Origin of the sequence: Mumia sp. zg.B53, from assembly GCF_019550935.1 — a bacterium.
GTDB lineage: Bacteria > Actinomycetota > Actinomycetes > Propionibacteriales > Nocardioidaceae > Mumia.
Genome location: NZ_JAHWCK010000003.1, coordinates 20,765 through 42,024, shown reverse-complemented (window position 1 = coordinate 42,024; position 21,260 = coordinate 20,765). Strand labels below are relative to the sequence as shown.

Genomic DNA, 21,260 nt, shown 5'->3' with positions numbered 1-21,260 from the left:
TGGCGGAGGCGGACGGGAATCGAACCCGCCGGACCCAGCGACTGGGTCCCTACGGTTTTGAGGACCGCGCCCGTCACCAGACGAGGAACGCCTCCCCACGCACCGCGACCACTGTATCGACCACCGCTGTGTCGACCACCGCCCTCTCGTTTGGGACACAATGCCGATCAGTGGACCGCACGAGCGTCGAGGAGGACAACGTGGAGACAGACCCGCGGCGACGTACCCCGCGCACAGACGCCGTGCTGTCCGACGAGCGGCTCCGCAAGGCCGCGGACCGGCTCGGTGAGCACGTGGTGAAGCAGACGGTCAGGGCGACGCTCGAACGCTGCCGCGCGGGTGAGCTGGCACCGGAGGACGTCGTGGGGGCCGCGTTCGACGCCCTGCCGCCCGCGGCCACCAGCCTGCGTCGGGTCGTCAACGCCACGGGGATCGTCGTGCACACGAACCTCGGCCGTGCGCCGCTCTCCGATGCCGCGGTCGAGGCCCTCGGTGTCGCTGCCGGCGCCACCGATGTCGAGCTCGACCTGGCGACGGGTCGCCGCGGACGGCGGGGCCGCTCCGCGCTCGGCGCGCTTGCCGCGGCGGTGCCCGAGGCGGGCGGCGTGCACGTCGTCAACAACGGTGCCGCAGCGCTGGCCCTCGTCACCTGCGCCCTCGCCGGACGCGGAGGCACGGTCGTGGTCGCGCGCGGGGAGCTGGTCGAGATCGGGGACGGGTTCCGCATCCCCGAGCTGCTCGAGTCGGTCGGCGCGGTGCTGCGCGAGGTCGGGACCACGAACAGGGTCCGGCTGGCCGACTACGAGGCGGCCGTGGCTGAGGACCCCGACGGCACGGCCTTCGTCCTCAAGGTCCACCCGTCCAACTTCGTCGTCTCCGGGTTCACCTCCTCCGTGCCCGTCGAGGAGCTCGCGACGCTCGGGCCTCCGGTGGTCGTCGACACGGGCTCCGGTCTGCTGCGCCCGCACCCGCGGCTGCCCGACGAGCCGAGCGCGGCGGCGGCGCTGCGCTCGGGAGCCGACCTCGTCACCGCCTCGGGCGACAAGCTCCTGGGCGGACCTCAGTGCGGCCTGATGCTCGGGCGTACCGACCTCGTCGAGAGCCTGCGCCGGCATCCGTTCGCCCGTGCCGTGCGTGTCGACAAGCTCACGCTCGCGGCGCTCGAGGCCACGCTCGTCGGGCCCCTCCCACCGGTCGTCGCCGCCCTCGAGGCGACTCCCGCACAACTGGCCCTGCGGGCCCAGCAGCTGGCCGATCAGCTCGGTGACCTCGGCCTGGACCCGCCGCCCGAGGCTGTCCCCTCCGTCGCCGCCGTCGGTGGCGGTGGTGCGCCGGGTGTCGAGCTGCCGAGTGCCGCGCTCGTGCTGCCCGCGCGGCTTGCTGGTCCGCTGCGTGACGACCCGTGCGTCCCGGTGGTCGGGCGGGTCGAGCGCGGCCGCCTCCTCCTCGACCTGATCGCGGTCCAGGAGAGTGACGAGGCCGACGTGCTCGCCGCGGTGCGACGCGCCGCTCGCTGACAGGGCCGGGCGACTCCTGCCAGAGTGGTCGCGTGCACGTCGTCGCCACAGCCGGCCACGTCGACCACGGGAAGTCCACGCTGGTCGACGCGCTCACCGGCATGCGTTCTGACCGGCTCCGGGAGGAGCGCGAGCGCGGACTCTCCATCGAGCTGGGATATGTCTGGACGTCGCTGCCACAGGTGGGTGACGTCGCGTTCGTCGATGTGCCGGGCCACGAACGGTTCGTCACCACGATGCTCGCCGGGATCGGACCAGTTCCCGCCGCGATGCTGGTCGTCGCCGCCGACGATCCGTGGATGCCGCAGGCTGCCGAGCACCTCGCGGCGCTCGACGCCCTGCAGGTCAGTCATGGCGTGGTCGCGGTGACCCGGGCCGACCTGGCCGACCCCCGTCCGATGATGGAGCGGGCTGCGGCGGAGGTGGCCCGGACGGCGCTGCGCGGAGCGCCCGTGCTCGCGGTGAGTGCTCCGACGGGCGACGGTCTCGCCGAGCTGCGCGTTGCCCTGGGCGACATGCTGGCGGCGGTGCCCGCCCCCGACCCAGGTGCCGACGTGCGGCTGTGGGTCGACCGCCGGTTCACCGTGCGCGGCGCCGGCACCGTCGTCACCGGCACACTGCCGGAAGGCAGGCTCGCACCGGGTGACGAGCTCGAGGTGCACGCAGCGAGCGGGGTCGGAGCCGTCAGGGTGCGGGGCCTCCAGGCGCTCGGTGGCTCCGTCGACCAGGTGATGGGCACGGCCAGGGTGGCCCTCAACCTGACCGGCGACGGAGTGGGGTCGATCGATCGTGGAACGGCACTGGTGACCCCCGGCGCCTGGCGGCCCACCACGGTCGTCGACTGCAGAGTCCGGGGCGAGCCCGGCCGCCTCCCCGACCTCCCTCTCCTCCACGTAGGCGCCACCGCGGTGACCGCCCGTACCCGTTCCCTGGCCGGCGAAGGCGGAGACCTGGTGCGGCTGAGCCTGCGCGCGCCGCTCCCGCTCCGGGTGGGTGACCGCGCTCTGCTGCGTGACCCGGGGAGCCGGCGGATCTGGGGCGTCGACGTCCTCGACCCTGTCCCGCCGCCTCTGCGACGACGGGGCGCCGCCGCGGCGCGAGCCAAGGTGCTCGCTCCTCTCACCGCGACACCCGACCTGGCCGCCGAGCTCGACCGGCGTGGACTCGTCGAGGCCGATCTCCTGCATCGCATCGGTGTCCCCACCAGCCCACCGCCGCTGGGCACGGTCGAGGCCGCCGGCTGGTTCATGTCGCGGACGCGGGCAGAGGAGGCGGCCGTACGCGTCACCGATGCCGTCGCGACGCAGGCCGCGTCCCGGCCACTCGATCCAGGCGTGACCCCACGTGCCCTCGCGGACCGCCTCGGACTTCCGGCCCCCGAGCTGGTGCTCGCCGTCGTACGCCCTCCCCTGGCCGTCAAGGACGGTCGCGTGGTCCCCGGCGACGCCGCCGCGACGTTGCCGCCAGACGTCGAGCGCTCGGTCCGCGCGCTGGAGGCAGACCTCGCCGACGCCCCGTTCGCTGCTCCCACCGCCGGACGCCTCGCCGAGCTCGGTCTCGACGACCGTCGTACGGCTGCCGCCGCCAAGGCGGGACGGCTGCTGCGCCTTGCTCCCGGCGTGGTCCTCCTTCCGGGCGCGGACACGCTGGCGGCACGGCAGCTCGCCGACCTTCCCCAACCCTTCACCACCAGCGAGGCGCGACAGCGACTGGGGACGAGCAGGCGCGTCGTTCTGCCGCTGCTCGACCACCTCGACAGGGCCCGCCTCACGCGGCGGCTCCCCGACGACCGTAGAGAGCTTCTCTCAGCGCCGAGGTGACTGGTCTGCGCTCTCCGTCTGCTGCAGCATCGTTCCGTGCTGCGAGCAGGACTGACGTCGCCACGGGACGCTGATCAGCACCGGCCAGACAACCGACCGTGTCCATGAGGCCCCCTGCTCGGCCGACCGTTCCGCCACCCGCCCCGTCAAGAACACCTCAGGACGCATCAACACGGCGTCTGGAGGCAGGACCTCGGCCTGCGGATCGGGCACGGTGCAAAGGTGAACAGATACGCCGACATCGACGCTCTCCTGCGGAGCAGCAGTCACGCCTTCCACGATGCGGTGCGTGCGGCGCTGACCGGGGACCGGGAGCACGCAGGCGCGGTCCTGGCCGGTTCGCAGGCGCGGCACGACCTCGCCCGCGCGGCCGAGGAGACGCTTCGAGAGCGGACGTGGGTGCCCGCCCCTCAGCTCGCGCGCGAGCTGCAGCTCATCAGCGGGATCGTCCGCGTCGCCACCGTGACCGACCGGCTCGCCGCACAGGTCGTCATGAACCCCGAGCCACCCGGCCCGTGGCTGGCGCTCGAACTCACGGTCCTGCTCGATACCGGCGATCGTCGCTTCCGCCAGCTTCTGGACACCGGATCGACGGCAACCCTCGACCCATCCAGCCGCGGCTGCGCGGCGGGGCTCTTCGAGGTCGCCGACCACTCCGTCGGTGACGCCTCCCCGACGGCTGCGCTTTGCGGGGTGCTGGCAACGGCCCTGCTGCAGGTCTCGCGTCAGGCCGCGGCGGCGTGACGCGACGACTACGGCTCGGTGATCGGCGCCTGGAGCATCCCGGCGATCGCGTCACAGAGGAACGTCCCCGCCTCCGTCCAGCGCGCGGGCTCACTCGACCTCGCCGCGCGCTCCTCGATCTCCGCACAGGCCGTGCTGACGGCGTGGGCCACCAACCTGGCCCTCGCCTCGACGATCGAGCGGTCGAGGTACGCCAGCCGGTCCGCGACCGAACCGACGATCTGCGGGGTGCTCGAGAAGATGCCGGCGCCGCCGCGCGCCAATGCTCTGATCTCGGGGTCGTGGACGGCCTGATCCAGGAAACGGGCTCGCCATGACGGGGTCGGGAGGTCGGCGAGGGAGTCGACGAGAGGGATGACGAGGGCGCGGATGTCCCCGAGCAGCGAGTCGGACTGTGCGTACAAGCGCTGCTGCGCCGGCTCGACGGCGGCACGGTGCCGGTCCAGCAACGTCTGCAGGAGCCCCGTTCGGCCACCGAAGTAGTAGTGGACGGCGGAGTGGTTGCTGTTCCCCGCGGCTTCTGCGACCTGCCGGTCGGAGACGGTGTGCACGCCCTGCTCGGCGAACAGGCGTTCGGCTGCATCCAGCAGGTGGTGCCGGGCGTCAGGACGGGGCATCGCATTCTCTCGCTCGGCGCTGTGACGGGCGGCTCACGTATCGCCCTCACGATAATAAGCCACGTGACTTAGGGTAGGGCGCGCGGCCCACTCCGTGCCGACCGCCTCTCGAGGAGATGACCTTGGCGTCCAGCGTCGAACCAGCACTGCCGGCTCCCACCGACCCGGCGACGAAGTACCCCCCTCCGCCACCGGAGACGCCGGCCGAGCGCAAGGGTCGCCTCGTCGCCCTCTTCGTGATGCCGTTCCTGATCGTCACGATGATGTACGCGACGTACATGGGCACCATGCACAGCCCGCACGCCCGGGACCTCCCGGTCGCCGTCGTGGGCGCGGACGCTACCGCTCAGCAGTTCGCCGACGATCTGCAGGAGAGCTCCGGCGACGCGCTCGAGGTGCGCACGGTGGACACGCTGCCCGAGGCGAACGAGCTCCTCCGCGAGCAGGAGATCGCCGGCGCGATCGAGATCCCCGCCGCCGGCGGGAGCGCGTCGATCCATCGCGCGATGGCTGCTGGCGCGTCACAGGCGACGCTCGTCGACAAGGCACTGACGCCCGCGGCTGCCGCCGCGGGTTGGCAGGTCGACACGGTCGACGTCGAACCACTCACCGACGGCGACGGGTCCGGCACGCTGGTGCTCTTCGCCGCCATGGGCATGATGCTCGCGGGGTACGTTCCGCTGAGCACGCTCCTGTCCGGTCTGCCGAACCTGCTGCGCCTGCGGCGGTTCCTCCCCCTCGCGGTCGGCTGGGGCGCGTTCACCAGCTCCCTGATCTGGTTGATCCTCGGCCCGATCGTCGGCGCCCTCGATGGCCACTACCCACTGTTCCTCGGGATCGGGACGCTGGCGGTCACCGCCGTCGGCATCACGCAGCTGCTGTTCACCAAAGTGCTGGGCCCGTTCGCCGTCCTGCTGGGCATGCTGCTCTGGGTCGTCTTCGGTGTCCCGGCGTCCAACCTCGCCATGTCGGTCCACTCGATGCCAGGGATGTTCCAGTGGCTGCACGGCGTGCTGCCACTACCGGCCGCGGGTGAGGCGCTGCGATCGGTCCTCTACTTCGACGGCGACGGTGTCGGCGAGCACGTCACCACCCTCGGCGTGTGGCTGGTCGTCGCGCTCGTGCTCGCAGCGCTCAAGGAACGTCGGTCCGGTGATCTCATCATCGCCGGCCCGCTCTACACGGCCCCGGACGCGCCGCTCCCGGCCCTGCCGGGCGGACCCGTTGCGCGCTACCGAACCCGGCTCGTCGCAGCCATGATGTTCCCCCTGACGATCGTCGTGACGGTCGTGACGCTCATGAGCTTCTCGATGCACGAGCCGGACGTGAGCGACATGCCGGTAGCGGTGGTGGCACCGGCCGCCCAGGCCGAGCCGCTCGTCGCCGCACTCGAACCTGACCTCGGCGAGTACCTCGACCTCAGCGTCGTCGAGTCCCGGGAGGAGGCCGACGACCTCATCCGCAGCCAGGAGATCGTGGCCGCGTACGTGCTGCCCGAGGCAGCCGGCACGAGCCCCACGCTCGTTACCGCCGGTGGCGCCGGCGCCAGCCAGCAGACCGCCGTCACCCAGATGTTCACGCCGATCGCCGCGGCGAGCGGCAGCGAGCTCGCCCTCGAGGACGCCGCACCGCTCACGGACGACGACGTCAACGGCAGCAACAGCCTGTACGCCGGCATGGCATGGATCATGGCTGGCTTCCTCTTCTTCGCCGTCATGCGCGGAGGCGCGCCCGACCTGACCCGGACCCGGCAGCTCCTCCCGCTCGTCGCGGGCTGGTCGGTCGGCATCTCGGTCTGGCTGTGGTTCCTCTTCGACGTGCTCATCGGCGCGGTCGACGGGCACGCCTTCGAGATGATCGGCTACGGCTCGTTGACCGTGTTCGCGGTCGCGTGGGCCAGCGCCGTGCTCACCCGGACGCTCGGTCTGTTCGGTCTGATCCCGGTGATGATCGTGGTGATGCTCGCCGGTGTGCCCGCCTCGGGGGGTGGCTTGTCGCTCTACATGGTTCCTGAGCTCTTCCGGCCTCTCGCGGAGATCCTGCCGCTCCCGGCCGCGGTCGACGTCGTCCGGTCGATGACCTATCTCGACGCGACCGGGATCGGACGCGACCTGCTCGTCCTGGGCATCTGGGGCGCGGTCGGGCTGCTGCTCAACGTGCTCGTCGTCGACCGGTGGCTGAACCGGAAGCACGTCCGGCCACCCGCCCCGTTGGGCCCGAAGTATCGGCCCGAGCGAAAGAGCAGGTCGGAGTCGACCGGCGATGGGGACGGCGACCTGGCTCCTGCCGCCCTCTCACCGGTGGGGACACCATGAGGGCGTGACGGCGGCCCCGCTCAGTCGAGCATCTAGCCGTCGACGCCGACCAGATCCTCTCCGTCCTTCCCGCCGGCGGGAGGGACAGCGGGGGGAGCGACCGCGTCCGTGTGCGGTGCGGTCCCCTCGCTGCGGGCGAGCCTCTCGGCCGCTGCGGCCATCGCGGCACGGTCCGGCGGCAGGACGCCGCGGACAGTCGTCAGGCTCTCCTCCCAGTCGGGGTTGCGCGCGTACCAGGAGTGTCCGTAGATCTCGGCCACCGGCCCGTCCTGGAGGCGCTGGTCGTACGCGATCGGGTCGGCGAGCCGCCAGTCCGCGCCGCACCGACGGGTGCGGTACGGGCTGGTGTACTCGTCGTCCTGCTCGCCGCCGAACGCGTCCGGGAAGTGGTGGGACCGTGCCCGTGAGTCGGCGGTGTCGACCTGGTGCCCCCACGAGAGCACCGGTCCCGCCAGCTCGTCGGTGGTCCGGTAGAGGTTGACCCACGCGCCGTTGAGCTCGCGGTAGAGCTGGTTGATCGCGGCGAAGCTGACGTAGGCAGGGAACGCCTTCGGGAAGATCACCCGGAGCTGCGAGCCGAAGGTGACCAGGCCGACGCGGTCGCGTTCGTGCTCGTCGAGCAGCATCATCGTGGCGAAGCTGATGAGGCTGCCCTGGCTGTGCCCGCAGACCACGACGCGTCGGGTGCCGTCGTCAGGGAGCCGCGCGAGGTGCCACCGGATCCGCTCGCGCAGGTCCTCGACGCACCGCTTGGAGTAGGCACGCGGAGAGAAGGGGTGCACAGCGTGGGGCCAGAAGGCCAGCACGTCCCAGACGACGTTGAGGCCGCGCCGCTTGCCTTCCTGAGCGACGGCCTTGCGGCTCTGGAGCAGCAGCCACCCGGCGGCTGTGATGAGCAGCCACGCCCCGAACAGCGCGACGACGTTCGACTTGGCGACCCCGTCCGCGCCGACGACGTACTTCGGCTGGCTGAGGACGTCGAGCCACCCCGGAGCGTTGCCGCACGTGCTGGGGTCACGTGAGTTGATGCAAGGGACGAGCTCGACGGCGAGCACCACGGCGAGGACCATGCCGGCGCCGGCGAACGCGAGGCAGATCGCGCCGATCGCGTTCTTGACGCGCGCCTTCTGCACCGCGAAGCGCACGCGGCTGACCCAGCGAGCAGGGACCAGGAGCGACCCGCCGTCGGTGTACATGGCCGTGACCCGTTCTCCGGTGCGCCGGCGTCGACGCATGCGCCACACCACGACGGCGACCGCGATCATCACGAGGATGACCACGTTGAGCCCCCACGCGTACGCGACGCGGTCGAGCATCGGCGTCGTGCCGACCGTCACCGAGGCGGCGTCGGACGACCCCTCGACCGGGGTCGAGAGATTGAGCACGGACGAGATCCCGGTGGCGACGGCAGCGGAGAACCCGACGCCGATGAAGGTCCCGACGGCGGTGAACAACGCGGCGCCCATCCCCCACGCGTACGGGGTGAAGTAGCGGGCCGGGCTGCCGTCGTCCGCCCGCTGTGAACGCTGGGCGAGGACGAGCGCGAGGTTGACGACGAAGAGCGCGAGCAGCGCTGCGACACCGATCACGAGCAGCCAGTTGGCGATGATGTCGAAGGACTCGGGACGGTCCCGGACCATCGTCCACTCGGTCCGGCTGACACCGCGCAGGCCGACGAGGGCGGAGACCAGCAGGGCGACGCTGCCGGCGAGCGCGAGCAGACCGAGCACGGCGGTCGTCTGCTTCCACACCTGCCGCCAGGTCGTGTGTCCGGACGGCAGGTGGTCACGGGTGCCCTTCTCCGGGTCGCCCAGCAGTGTGACCACGGCGACCACGGCGATCCAGCCGCACAGTGCGAGCTGGATCGAGACCATGTCGTGCTCCCACGCGAACGGGTGCCCCGCCCACACCCCCATCGCCGCCACGACGAGCAGGGCGGCGGCGAGGTGGAGGTCTCGCAGCGTGGGGGTGCGGGTGTCGCCGGAGTAGAACGACTCCTGGGCCAACGGCGTGACCGAGCGCTCCTTCGGCGGCTCGAACGTCTCGATCTCCGGCGGCGCGGCGCCGGTCCGCCGAGCCGCCAGGCGGTCCCAGAGCCTGCGGGGACGGCCCGTGCGGTAGCCCTTGCCGAGGTACGCGATCACGAAGACCACGAGTGCGGTGAGGATGACCGCGGTCCCGAGGACGACGCTCGGGTCGAGCGACCGGAGGAAGCGCACGTTCGGGGCCCAGCGCCAGGCGATGAGGTCGATGATCACCAGACCGGCGGCGAAGGCGAACATCGACGTGAGGAGCACGGCGACCAGCCGGAGCAGGGCGTCGCACACCGCATGGAGCGCTCGCGGGAGGCGACCGCCGGTGATCGGCGGAAGCATGTAGTGGGCCGCGTTGACCATGCCGAACGGCAGCAGGACGAGCCACAGCGCCTTGACCCTGCTCCCGGAGGTGAGTCGCCCCCAGTGATACGCCTCCAGCGTCTGCCCGGCGGTGCCCGGCAGCTCGCCGCCCGCGGCGTCGACCGAACGGAAGTAGCGGGACTCGTCGTCGCCGCCGACCTGACGGACGTACGGCCGGTCCAGCATCGAACCGGCGGGCGTCCCGCTGACCCCGTGCACGCGGAGCTCGACCCACTCGTCGGACATGGCAACCACCTCTTTCTCGGCTCGACAGTAGACCTCGCGAGGTCCTCTGGTGCCGTGCTTGCCGCACCCCGGCGTGCCAGAGTGGGGCATGGCGTCGAGCACTCTGGACGTAGACGGTCGGACCCTCAAGGTCAGCAACCTCGACAAGGTGCTCTATCCCGAGGAGGGGACGACGAAGTTCGACGTGATCCAGTACGTGCTGTCGGTCGCCGACCCGCTCCTCGGCCAGCTCGCCGATCGCCCCTGTACGCGCAAACGGTGGCCCGACGGCGTGGCGAAGGAGCCGTTTTTCGAGAAGAACGTCCCGCGAGGCACCCCGGACTGGGTGCGCACCGTCGAGGTCGCGACACCCGGGAGCTCGAGGGGTCGCGACTCGCTGATCTTCCCCGTGGTCGAGCATCCCTCCGACCTCGTGTGGCTGGCGAACCTCGCCGCGCTCGAGCTGCACACCCCGCAGTGGACGGTCGGTCCACGGGGCGGGGTCCGTGACGCCGACAGGCTCGTGATCGACCTCGATCCCGGCGAGCCCGCCGGGCTGGCGGAGGCGGTGGAGGTCGGCCACCTGGTTCGTGAGCGGCTCGAGGCCGACGGCTGGCGCACCGTCCCCGTCACGAGCGGCAGCAAGGGCGTGCACCTGTACGCGTCCCACGGACGCGACTCCTCACCTGACGCCCTGCGCGAGTACGCCCGCGGCATCGCCGACGAGCTGTCGGGCGAGCACCCGGATCGCGTCCTCTCGGTGATGAGGCGCGCGGACCGCCACGGCAAGGTCTTCCTCGACTGGAGCCAGAACGTCCGCGCGAAGACCACCATCACGCCGTACTCGCTCCGCGGCAGGTCGCGGCCCTGGGTGGCAGCGCCACGGACCTGGGACGAGCTCGACGACCCGTCGGCGGTGCGGCAGGTGCTCTTCACCGAGATGGCCGAGCGCCTCGAGCGCTTCGGCGACCCGATGACGGACCTGACCGACGTCTGATCGTGTCGTCTCAGCGCGTGGTGGGCGCGGCCTGCACCCGTCCGACGAGCAGATCGGCCGCGGCCGGAAGGTCGGACGCCACCTCCACCTCCACACCGTCGCGCGCGATCTCGGCGACGTCGGCGGCGATGGTGCTCCAACCCCCGCCGCCGAGCAGGATCGTCGTGGGCGTCCCCGCCTTCATGGCGGCGAGGACGGTGTCACGCGCCCCGTCCTCCGAGGTGGACCACAGATAGACCGCGGTGGGCGTGATCTGGCGCAGCAGGCCGACGAGGGCCTCGCACGGCACCCCGAATCCCAGCGAGACGGCGGCGATCCCCTTGCCCGCCAGCGCCGCCTCGAGCGCGAGCACGGCCAGCGATTCCGCTCGGCCGTCGAGTGCGGCGAGGACCACCGGGTGGGTTCCGACGAACCTCGGCGCGAACGCACGCGCGGCCGATCTGAGCTCCGCCTCGACCCGCTCACGGAGGACGGAGGCGACCTCGATGCCGAGCTCACCCTTCTCGACCCGCTCGGTGACGTGGTCGAGTGCTGGAGAGAGCACGTTCGTCCACGCTCCGAGGGCGCCCCACTCGTGCAACGTGGTGGCGAGCACCGAGGTGACGCCGACGACGTCCATCGCGGCAGCGGCGACGACGATCCGCTCGACCGACTCGACGGGAGTGGCGATCATGTCGTCGGGTGACGTCGAGAGGACGTCGTCCGAGGCGAGGGCGGCGGCCAGCCCGCCGGCGTCGAGCGACAGGGCAACCTTGGCCGCCGACTCCGCGGAGACGCCGCTGCTGACCATGCGGTTCATCAGCTGGACCCGGCGGATGTCGATCTCGCTGTATCGCCGGTGCCCGCCCTCGGTGCGGCGGCTGGGCCCGATCCCGTAGCGGCGCTCCCACGTGCGCAGCGTCGGGGTCGCGATCCCGATGTGCTCCGCGACCGCTCCCACGCCCCACAGGAACTCTGAACCATCACTCATGCGCGTCTCCACCCCCGGTCGAACCGGGTGTCGTGCTTCGAGGACTCTCTCCGTAACCGGCCGGCGCCCCCTGCACTCATACCGATCCCAGAGTATCCCGCGTGAGGGAGTCACCCGCAGAAAACCGCGGCCGGCAGGACCTTGTGCGATGAATCAGATTTGGATAAGTTCTGAATCGGTTGCATGCCGCGTTGATTCATAGGGGGTACCAACATGGCAAGCATTGCCCGCCTACCCATGCCTCTGATGGAGGCTTACGAGTGGCAGTACGAAGGGGCATGCCGAGAGGCTGACCCTGAGACGTTCTTCTCTCCCGAGTCCGAACGCGGCCCACGTCGGCACGCTCGTGAGCACCTCGCCAAGACCTACTGTGCACGTTGCCCAGTACGCGGTGAGTGTTTGCAGCACGCGTTGAAGGTGAAGGAGCCGTACGGCGTCTGGGGTGGCCTGACGACTGGTGAGCGAGCAGCGCTGCTCACCGGAGAGAGGACCGCTGGATAAGAAGCAGCACCGATGGGTTGGCCGGACCCCCGCTCCGGTTGCCCACGACGAGTACTGAGACGTTACGCATCGACATCACCGCTGCGAGACGGGCCGGATGTCGATACGCAAAGTCTCAGCCGAGGTCGTTCCTCAGCCCCAGAACACGTGCTCCACGACGTGACGTGCCCGTCGCGTCGCGCGCAGGTAGTCGTCGACCATGTGCTCGCCGCCGTCGATGCCGTAGCCGAGCAGCCAGGCCACGCCGGCGCGGTCGTTGGCGTTCTCGGGCAGCGATGCGACGGGCCGGTTGCGCAGCAGCACGTAGGCGTTGCGGATGCGGCTCACCAACCGCCACGCCTCCTCCAGCACCGCTGCCTCCTCCGACGCGAGCAGACCGGCCTCGGCGGCCGCGTGCAGCGCCGGCAGCGTCTCGGTCGTCCGCAGGCCCTCGACCGTGGAGGCGTGCTGCATCTGCAGGAGCTGGACCGTCCACTCGACGTCGGCGATGCCTCCGCGGCCGAGCTTGAGGTGCGTGGCGGGGTCGGCGCCGCGCGGCAGCCGCTCGGAGTCGACACGCGCCTTGATCCGACGAATCTCGCGGACGTCGTCATCCGAGACCCCTGCCTCCGGCCAGCGCAGCGGGTCGACCATCTCGCGGAAGGCCGCGCAGAGGTCCGGATCGCCCACGACCGGCGCAGCGCGGAGCAGCGCCTGCGCCTCCCAGACCATGGACCAGCGAGCGTAGTAGGCGCGGTACGACGCGAGCGTGCGCACCAGCGGACCGGACCGACCCTCGGGACGGAGGTCGGCATCGACCTCGAGCGCCGGATCGGGGCCTGCAGTGCCGACCATGCGGCGCAGCTCGGTGGCGACGGCGCTCGCCGCCTGCGTGGCGGCCGACTCGTCCGTGTCCGGCAACGGGTCGTGGACGAACATCACGTCGGCGTCGGAGCCGTACGCCGACTCGCGACCGCCGAGGCGCCCCATGAGGACGACGGCGATGCGGGTGCCCACCGGTGCTCCACGCTGCTCCTCGACCGTGCGGGTCGCGATCTGCAGGGCGGCGTCGAGCGTGGCTGCGGTCAGATCGCTCAGCGCGTGCCCGACCTCGACGATGTCGAGCCGACCGAGCACGTCCGACATGGCGATGCGCGACAGCTCACGACGGCGTACGCGGCGGACGGTGCGCAGCGCCTCGTCCGCACTCGCGTGACGCCGGACCGCCGAGCGGGTCTCGGTCGCTATCCGGTCGTACGTGCGCGGCTCGAGCTGGCTGTCGTCGCCGAGCATCGCGACGGCCTCCGGCGCGCGCTGGATGAGGTCCGTGACGTAGGCGCTGCCGGCGAGCATCTTGGCGAGCTGCTCCGCACCGGCGCCCTCGTCCCGCAGCTTGCGGAGATACCAGTGGGTGGCGCCGAGGCTCTCCGAGACCTTCCGGAACGCGAGCAGGCCACCGTCGGGGTTGGGTGAGTCGGCGAACCACGCGAGCATCGCCGGCATCAGGTGCCGCTGGATGGCGGCCGAACGGCGCACACCCGCCGTGAGTGCCTTGATGTGGATGAGGGCCGCGCGCGGGTCTGCGTATCCCAGCGCCTCGAGCCGTGCCTGCGCCGCCTCCGGCGTGAGCCGCAGCGCATCGGAGGGCATGGAGGCGACGGCGTCGAGGAGCGGGCGGTAGAACAGCTTGTGGTGCAGCCGCAGGACCTCGCGACGCTGCGCCTGCCACTCCTTCACCAGGTTCTTGGCGGGGTCGCTGCGGAACGCGAGCGTGCGCCCGATCATCCGCAGCGTGTCGTCCTCGGTCGGGACCAGGTGCGTACGGCGCAGCCCATCGAGCTGGATGCGGTGCTCGAACATCCGCAGGAACGTGTAGGCCTCCGTCATCGCCGCGCCGTCGGTACGGCCGACGTACCCGCCGTCGACGAGCGCTCGCAGCGCGTCGGTCGTGGAGCGGACGCGCAGCCGCTCGTCGGTACGACCGTGGACGAGCTGGAGCAGCTGCACCGCGAACTCGACGTCGCGGAGGCCGCCCGGCCCGAGCTTGAGCTCGCGGTCGAGCTGCGGCGCCGGGATGTTGTCGATCACGCGGCGCCGCATGCTGCGGGTGTCGGCCATGAAGTTGGGCCGGGTCGCCGCCTGCCACACCATCGGGGCGAGCGCGTCGACGTAGTCCTGGCCCAGCTCGGCGTCGCCCGCGACCGGCCGCGCCTTGAGCAGCGCCTGGAACTCCCAGGTGCTCGCCCAGCGCTCGTAGTAGGCCACGTGGCTGGACAGCGTGCGGACGAGCGGCCCGTCCTTGCCCTCGGGACGGAGGTTGGCGTCGACCTCCCAGATCGTCCCCTCGCGGGTGTGCTCGCCGCAGATCCGGATCAGTGCCGCCGCGAGCCGCGTCGCGACCTTCGTCGCCTTCTGCTCGTCGGCGCCGTCGGCCGGCGCGTGGACGAAGATGACGTCCACGTCGCTGACGTAGTTGAGCTCCCGGCCACCGCACTTGCCCATCGCGACGACGGCCAGGCGCGCCGCGTCGGAGTCGTCGACCTCGCGCCGGGCGAGGCGGAGCGCCGTCGAGAGCGTCGCACCGGCGAGATCGGCGAGCTCGGCCGACGTCGTCTCGTACGGGCTGCGTCGGGTGAGGTCACGGGCGGCGATCTGGAGGAGTTGGCGCTTGTACGCCACCCGCAGCGCGTCCGGGTCGTCGACGTCGGCGAGGACCTGCTCGAAGGCGTGCTGGTCCCGGGGCGCGAGCGGCATCGTGGTCGCCCGCAGGTCGAGGACCGCCTCCGGATGGATGACGAGGAACTCCCCCAGTGCGCGACTCGCGCCGAGCACGGCGACCAGACGGGTCAGGAGCTCGGGGTCGGCCTCGAGGTGCGACACGAGGTCGGGGTCGTCGACCCCCGGCAGCTCGCGGTACGCCGCCGCGACCTCGCAGAGGTGGCGCAGCGCCAGATCGGGGTCCGCCCCGTGGGCGACCCGCTCGACGACGGCTTCGGAGCCCACCCCGCACTGGTGGAGCAGCCGGGAGGCGCCGTCGGCGTCAGCGAATCCGAGCCGAGCCAACCACCCCGACGTCGTCCGCAGCCGCTGCGGCCTCTGGTCGTCGGCCACCTCAGACCCGGGTGATCAGCCGGTCGAGCTCGAACTGCGTGACCTGCGTGCGGTAGTCGTGCCACTCCGCACGCTTGTTGCGCAGGAAGAAGTCGTAGACGTGCTCGCCCAACGTCTCCGCGACCAGCTCGCTGCTCTCGGCCTCGCGGATCGCCTCGTCGAGGTTGCGGGGCAGCGGCGCGATGCCGAGCGCACGTCGCTCGGTCTCGGTCAACGCCCAGACGTCGTCCTCGGCCTCCGGCGGCAGCTCGTAGTCCTCCTCGATGCCCTTGAGGCCAGCGGCGAGCACCATCGCGAACGCGAGGTAGGGGTTGCAGCCGGAGTCGATCGCGCGGTGCTCGATGCGTGCCGACTGCCCCTTCTGCGGCTTGTACATCGGCACGCGGATGAGGGCCGAGCGGTTGTTGTGACCCCAGCACACGTACGACGGCGCCTCGCCGCCGAAGATGAGCCGCTTGTAGGAGTTGACCCACTGGTTGGTCACCGCGGTGATCTCGGAGGTGTGCCGGAGGATGCCGGCGATGAACGACCGCCCGGTGCGCGACAGCTGGTATTCGGCTCCGGCCTCGTAGAAGGCGTTCTCGTCACCCTCGAACAGGCTCATGTGGGTGTGCATGCCCGACCCGGGGTGCTCGGTGAACGGCTTGGGCATGAAGCTCGCCCACAGGCCCTGCGAGAGCGCGACCTCACGGACCACCGTGCGGAAGGTCATGATGTTGTCGGCCGTGGTGAGCGCGTCGGCGTAGCGCAGGTCGATCTCCTGCTGACCCGGCCCACCCTCGTGGTGGCTGTACTCGACGGAGATGCCCATCGCCTCGAGCATCGTGATGACCTCGCGGCGGAAGTCCTGTCCGCCACCCTGAGCGGTGTGGTCGAAGTAGCCGGAGTCGTCCACGGGCGTCGGGATGCCGCCGGGCTCGGGCTTGCCCTTGAACAGGAAGAACTCGACCTCGGGGTGGGTGTAGAAGGTGAACCCCATCTCGGCGGCCTTCGCGAGCGTCCGCTTGAGGACGAACCGCGGGTCGGCGTACGAAGGGCTCCCGTCGGGCAGCTGGATGTCGCAGAACATGCGCGCGGTGGCGGGGGTCTCGCCTCGCCACGGGAGGATCTGGAAGGTCGACGGGTCGGGCTTGGCGAGCATGTCGGCCTCGTGGACACGCGCGAAGCCCTCGATGGCCGATCCGTCGAAACCGATGCCTTCGTCGAAGGCGCCCTCGAGCTCCGCCGGCGCGACCGCGACCGACTTGAGATGTCCGAGGACGTCGGTGAACCACAGCCGTACGAAGCGGACGTCGCGCTCCTCGAGCGCGCGCAGCACGAAGTCTTCCTGCTTACCCATGGGGTAAGCATGCCTGGGATTCATGACGAACGGGTGAACCGGGGTGGGAGGCCGCCACCGCTAGGCTCGACCCGTGCCTCAGCTCCGCGTCGCTCTCGCCCAGGTCAACGCTCGGGTGGGAGACCTCGACTTCAACGCCGCCCTCGTCCTCGAGCAGTGTCGTGCCGCCCACGAGGCCGGCGCGCACGTGGTCGTGCTCCCCGAGATGGTGCTCACCGGCTACCCGCTCGAGGACCTCGCGATGAGGGCTTCGGTGGTCGCGGCGTCCCGTGCGGCGGCCGAGGATCTCGCCGCCCGTCTGGCCGACGAGGGTCTCGGCGACCTCGTCGCGTTCGTGGGCTTCCTCGATCAGGCCGACGGCGCCCCCGAGGGCCTCGGCATCCCCAAGAACGCGCCGCAGAACACCGTCGCGGTCATGCACGGCGGCCGGATCGTCGCCCGCCAGGCCAAGATCCACCTCTGGAACTACGGCGTCGGCGACGAGCTCCGCACCTTCGTCCCCGGCGACAGGCTGCAGGTCGTCGAGGTGCGCGGGGTCGACGTGGCCACCCTGATCTGCGAGGACCTCTGGCGCGACGGCATCGCCTCGGCGGTGCGCGCCGCGGGCGCCGGGCTGCTGGTCGTCCCGAACGGCTCGCCGTACGAGGCCGACAAGGACGACGTCCGGCTCGAGCTCTGCCGCCGTCGTGCGGTCGAGGGGGACGTGGCGCTGGCATACGTGAACCTCGTCGGCGGGCAGGACGAGCTCGTCTTCGACGGCGACTCGCTGGTCGTCGACGCGGCCGGCGCACTGCTCGGAAGGACCGCGCAGTTCGTCGAGGAGCTTCTGGTCGTCGACCTCGACCTCCCGGCGGCACGGCGCCTGATGCCGCCCGCGGACACCCGCTTCGCCGGCCTGCGCATCGAGCGCACGGTGATCTCCACCGACCCTGTCGAGCCGTACGAGCCGGTGACCTCCCCGATCCTCCCCCGCCTGGGCAACCTCGAGGAGATCTACCGCGCGCTCGTCACGGGCCTGCGCGACTACGTCGACAAGAACGGCTTCCGCTCGGTGCTGCTCGGGCTGTCGGGCGGGATCGACTCGACCCTGTGCGGGGCCATCGCGGTCGATGCGCTCGGTCCCGAGCGCGTGTTCGGCGTGTCGAACCCCAGCGAGTACTCGACCGAGCACTCGCGCTCCGACGCCGCGGAGCTGGCACGCAGGACGGGCCTGAACCTCCGCACCGTCCCCATCGCGCCGATGGTGACGTCGTTCCAGGACGCCCTCGGACTCACCGGCCTCGCCGAGGAGAACCTTCAGGCGCGGGTGCGGGCGGTGGTGTGGATGGGTCTTTCCAACCAGGAAGGCCACCTCGTGCTGGCCTGCGGCAACAAGTCAGAGGTCGCCACGGGCTACTCGACGATCTACGGGGACGCGGTCGGCGGCTACGCGCCGATCAAGGACGTGCGCAAGACGCTCGTGTGGGAGCTCGCGCGGTGGCGCAACGCGCACGCCGAGGCTCGCGGCGAGGAGCCGCCGATCCCCGAGAGCACGATCAGCAAGCCGCCCTCGGCCGAGCTCCGTCCCGGGCAGCTCGACACCGACTCGCTGCCGCCGTACGAGGTCCTCGACGGGATCCTCGACGCCTACGTCGAGCGCGACCTGCCGGCGGCTGCCGTCGTCGCGGAGGGCTACGACCCGGAGCTGGTCGAGCGGGTCGTCACGCTGGTCGACCGCGCGGAGTACAAGCGCCGCCAGTACCCGCCGGGCCCGAAGGTCACCCGTCGCAACTTCGGCCGCGACCGTCGGGTCCCGATCACGCACCGCTGGCGCGAGCACCTCGCCGAGGGCTGACGGCGGTGCGCCGGTGCCCGGGCTCTCCACCCCGGGCACCGACGCACTCCGCGCTCAGCAGCTCGGTGGCAGCGCCGTACGGTCGAGCGTCACCTCCTGGCCACGCGTCACCCGTACCGTCCCGGCGTCCTTCCAGGCACCGTTGCCTCGGCGACAGGTCAGGCTCCACGACTCCCTCACGTTGGCCGTGAACGCCTGGCTCGGGCGGTCCGAGGGATTGACGTGCCACGTGAAGCGGCCGCCCTTCGGCACGGTCATGGTCGTCTCGACGCGGTCGTCGACCGGGAGAACCAGCGGAACCGTCTCACCGGGCAGCGTCACGGGCGACGTCGTCAGGGACACGTCCTTCCGCAGCGCCAGCTCGGTGCCCGGCTTGGCCGCCCCCGAGACCACCGCGTGATAAGCAGGGTCGCTCGCCTGCCCGAACGCCGTGAGGAACGCCTCGCGTGCGGTCGACCCCTCGTACTCCCCCGTCCCCAGGTACTGGTCGATGACCGACGGGTACGGCGGGTGGAAGCGGTCGTTGTCGCGGTGACCCGGTGTGTTCTCGAACGTGAACGCGAACGTGCCGCTGGTGTAGAAGGACGTCTGCTCGGCCGTGCCGCTGGCGTCGTAGTAGATCTCAGGCCACGGGCCGGCGGGCCACCCCATGATCTGACCGAGGATCTCCGCGATCTTCTGGTAGACCGCCTCCTCGGCGGGAGTCGGCTCGTTCGGTGCACTCGGTACCCGCAGCACCCGCTCGTCGGGGGTGTGGTTGCTGATCGCCAGCGTGACGTGGTGGGAGTTCACCAGGTCGATCATGTTGGCGATCTCCGGCTCGGAGCCCGGTGCGGCACCGCGGTAGTTGCTGTCGGTCGCGCGTGCCCCGGACCCCGGACCGCCCCAGAACGCCGTGTAGTTGCGGTTCAGGTCGACGCCCAGGTTGGCCGCCCCGGCTGCCGCGCACTCGGCCCGTGTCGGGACGGCACCGTCGCGTACGCGACAGTTCTTTCGCTTCTGCTCGTGGACCAGCCCGCGCGACATCTCGTACCCGTCGGGGTTGACCACGGGCACGGCGACGAGACGTCCTCGCTCGAGCAAGGACGTGATGCGTGCGTCGTCGCCGTCGTTCTGGACGAGGTCCCAGAGGAACTCCATCGTCAGCTCGGTCGTGGGCCACTCCCGCGAGTGCGTCAGACCCGTGAGGAGGAACACAGGCTTGCCGCTGTCAGCAGTCACGTCGTGCGTGACCTCCACGCCGTACACGGGCGTGCCGAGCAGCGAGGGGCGTGGCAGCCGGAACAGCGAGACCGTCCGGGGGTAGCGCCTCGCCAGCTCCTTCAGCTCGGCGTTGACGTCCTTCAAGGTCCGGTAGGACACCCGCCCGGTCGGGAGGTCCGAGCGCTCGGCCGGGTCGGCGGCAGCTGCCGCCGCCGCCTGTGCTTCGGCGGCACGCGCCTTGCGGTTGACGGCGTCGACGTCCTCGACCACCACGTCCCAGCCGAAGCCGGCCTTGCGCAACGCGCGTGCGTCGGACTCGCCGTGCAGCATCACCTCCACGTCACCACCGCGGTGTCCGGCGCCTCCGTGGTGTCCGACCTCGTCCAGTCCGAGCGCCGTGAGCCGCTCGTGGTCGGCCCGCCCGTCGAGCGCGACCTCGACGATCGTCGTTCTCCCGGGCTCGTACTCGCTCGGCTCGTCGGCCACCGCGGACCCTTGCCCGAGCGCGCCCACGGTCAGGGCGAGCGCTGCGAGCGACGCCACCATCCCTCCCCGTCGACTGCCGGGCCTCTGACGTTCCCTCATCGCTCCACCTCTTCGCTCGATGAAATCGTGTGGGCCCAATCTGGCGGCATTCCATTTCTCGCGCACGGCAAACGGTTAATTGCGTGTTACGCAAAACACATCAGGGTCGTCGTCCGGGGGTGCAACGAGCCGCTGACCCCGTGGCAGGCTGAAGGCGTCCGCGGACTCCGTCCGGGAGCTGCGAGAACGAAGGAACGACGATGACCGAACCCACAGGAACGCCACCCTCCGCTGAAGAACCCGCGCCGTACGGCACCGCGTCCACGCCGCCGCCGGCAGCACGCAAACGCGTCCGCACCCACACGCTCCAGCAGATGAAGGAGCGCGGTGAGAAGTGGGCGATGCTCACCGCCTACGACCAGTACGCCGCGGAGATCTTCGACGAGGCCGGCGTGCTCGTCCTGCTCGTCGGCGACTCGGCCGCCAACAACGTCTACGGGTACGAGTCCTCGCTGCCCGTCTCCGTCGACGAGCTGGTCCCGCTCGTGCGGGGTGTCACGCGTTCGGTGACGTACGCACACGTCGTCGCCGACCTGCCCTTCGGCAGTTATCAAGGGTCGCCGGAGCAGGCGTACGACACCGCCGTCCGCTTCATGAAGGAGGGCCGTGCCCACAGCGTCAAGCTCGAGGGCGGGGCAGAGATGGCGCCGCAGATCCGGCGACTCACCCAAGGTGGCATCCCCGTGATGGCTCACATCGGCTTCACCCCGCAGTCGGAGCACTCGCTCGGCGGCTACCGCGTGCAAGGACGCGGTGACGCGGCCAAGAAGACGATCGACGACGCGCTCGCGGTCCAGGAGGCAGGCGCGTTCGCGGTGGTCATGGAGATGGTGCCGGGTGACGTCGCGACCGAGATCACCCAGCGTCTGACCATCCCGACGATCGGGATCGGAGCCGGCGTCGGCACCGACGCCCAGGTCCTGGTCTGGCAGGACATGATGGGGCTGCGCACTGGCAGGCTGCCACGGTTCGTGAAGACCTACGCCGACCTGCGGACGACGATGCTCGACGCCGCGCGCGCCTACGTCTCCGACGTGGAGGGCGCGGCGTTCCCCACCGACGAGCACACCTTCTGAGGCCGTCGCCGGGCGCGCCCGGCGCGCGGGG

Annotated in this window: 14 protein-coding genes and 1 tRNA gene; 8 read left to right on the top strand and 7 right to left on the bottom strand. The window is 71.1% G+C overall.

Features of this window, described 5'->3' with window-relative positions; genetic code table 11:
• Positions 1 to 95: transfer RNA gene (locus tag KV102_RS13945), tRNA-Sec, on the bottom strand.
• Positions 96 to 170: 75 nt separating this feature from the next.
• Between KV102_RS13945 and selA the strand changes: the two genes are divergently transcribed.
• From selA to KV102_RS13930, 3 genes are all read left to right on the top strand, one after another.
• Complete coding sequence (selA, locus tag KV102_RS13940; RefSeq protein ID WP_308290337.1) at positions 171 to 1,517, top strand: L-seryl-tRNA(Sec) selenium transferase; 1,347 nt, start codon at positions 171 to 173, stop codon at positions 1,515 to 1,517.
• Between the two features lie 32 nt (positions 1,518 to 1,549).
• Entirely contained in the window at positions 1,550 to 3,337 is a 1,788-nt protein-coding gene (locus KV102_RS13935; RefSeq protein ID WP_220346649.1) for a SelB C-terminal domain-containing protein, read from the top strand.
• A 222-nt stretch (positions 3,338 to 3,559) separates the two neighbouring features.
• A complete protein-coding gene (locus tag KV102_RS13930; RefSeq protein WP_220346648.1) occupies positions 3,560 to 4,081 on the top strand; it encodes a hypothetical protein in 522 nt (173 codons plus the stop codon).
• Between the two features lie 8 nt (positions 4,082 to 4,089).
• Here the strand turns inward: KV102_RS13930 and KV102_RS13925 are convergent, their stop codons facing one another.
• Positions 4,090 to 4,698 carry a TetR/AcrR family transcriptional regulator gene (locus KV102_RS13925; RefSeq protein WP_220346647.1) on the bottom strand — a complete coding sequence of 203 codons (609 nt, stop codon included), beginning with the start codon at positions 4,696 to 4,698 and terminating at the stop codon, positions 4,090 to 4,092.
• A gap of 122 nt (positions 4,699 to 4,820) precedes the next feature.
• Between KV102_RS13925 and KV102_RS13920 the strand changes: the two genes are divergently transcribed.
• On the top strand, positions 4,821 to 7,013 hold the full coding sequence (locus KV102_RS13920; RefSeq protein WP_220346646.1) for an ABC transporter permease: 2,193 nt from the start codon (positions 4,821 to 4,823) through the stop codon (positions 7,011 to 7,013).
• A gap of 32 nt (positions 7,014 to 7,045) precedes the next feature.
• Here the strand turns inward: KV102_RS13920 and KV102_RS13915 are convergent, their stop codons facing one another.
• On the bottom strand, positions 7,046 to 9,655 hold the full coding sequence (locus KV102_RS13915) for a hypothetical protein (protein WP_220346645.1): 2,610 nt from the start codon (positions 9,653 to 9,655) through the stop codon (positions 7,046 to 7,048).
• A gap of 88 nt (positions 9,656 to 9,743) precedes the next feature.
• Between KV102_RS13915 and ligD the strand changes: the two genes are divergently transcribed.
• A complete protein-coding gene (gene ligD, locus KV102_RS13910; protein WP_220344286.1) occupies positions 9,744 to 10,631 on the top strand; it encodes a non-homologous end-joining DNA ligase in 888 nt (295 codons plus the stop codon).
• A 10-nt stretch (positions 10,632 to 10,641) separates the two neighbouring features.
• Here ligD and KV102_RS13905 read toward each other — a convergent pair whose 3' ends face one another.
• Entirely contained in the window at positions 10,642 to 11,601 is a 960-nt protein-coding gene (locus KV102_RS13905; protein ID WP_220346644.1) for a MerR family transcriptional regulator, read from the bottom strand.
• 213 nt (positions 11,602 to 11,814) lie between these two features.
• Here KV102_RS13905 and KV102_RS13900 point away from each other — a divergent pair, with 213 nt between their 5' ends.
• Positions 11,815 to 12,102, top strand: coding sequence for a WhiB family transcriptional regulator (locus KV102_RS13900; protein ID WP_220344284.1), 288 nt, complete (start codon positions 11,815 to 11,817; stop codon positions 12,100 to 12,102).
• A 132-nt stretch (positions 12,103 to 12,234) separates the two neighbouring features.
• On the opposite strand, the gene KV102_RS13895 is transcribed toward KV102_RS13900, so the two are convergent.
• Positions 12,235 to 15,192 (bottom strand): bifunctional [glutamine synthetase] adenylyltransferase/[glutamine synthetase]-adenylyl-L-tyrosine phosphorylase, encoded by a 2,958-nt coding sequence (locus tag KV102_RS13895; protein WP_308290336.1) that lies wholly within the window; start codon positions 15,190 to 15,192, stop codon positions 12,235 to 12,237.
• Position 15,193: 1 nt separating this feature from the next.
• Entirely contained in the window at positions 15,194 to 16,531 is a 1,338-nt protein-coding gene (locus KV102_RS13890; RefSeq protein ID WP_220344283.1) for a glutamine synthetase family protein, read from the bottom strand.
• A gap of 73 nt (positions 16,532 to 16,604) precedes the next feature.
• Here KV102_RS13890 and KV102_RS13885 point away from each other — a divergent pair, with 73 nt between their 5' ends.
• Positions 16,605 to 18,365 carry an NAD+ synthase gene (locus KV102_RS13885; RefSeq protein ID WP_220346643.1) on the top strand — a complete coding sequence of 587 codons (1,761 nt, stop codon included), beginning with the start codon at positions 16,605 to 16,607 and terminating at the stop codon, positions 18,363 to 18,365.
• Between the two features lie 54 nt (positions 18,366 to 18,419).
• On the opposite strand, the gene KV102_RS13880 is transcribed toward KV102_RS13885, so the two are convergent.
• Complete coding sequence (locus KV102_RS13880) at positions 18,420 to 20,111, bottom strand: M14 family zinc carboxypeptidase (RefSeq protein ID WP_220346642.1); 1,692 nt, start codon at positions 20,109 to 20,111, stop codon at positions 18,420 to 18,422.
• A 242-nt stretch (positions 20,112 to 20,353) separates the two neighbouring features.
• Here KV102_RS13880 and panB point away from each other — a divergent pair, with 242 nt between their 5' ends.
• A complete protein-coding gene (gene panB, locus KV102_RS13875) occupies positions 20,354 to 21,229 on the top strand; it encodes a 3-methyl-2-oxobutanoate hydroxymethyltransferase (RefSeq protein WP_220346641.1) in 876 nt (291 codons plus the stop codon).
• Positions 21,230 to 21,260: the final 31 nt, after the last annotated feature.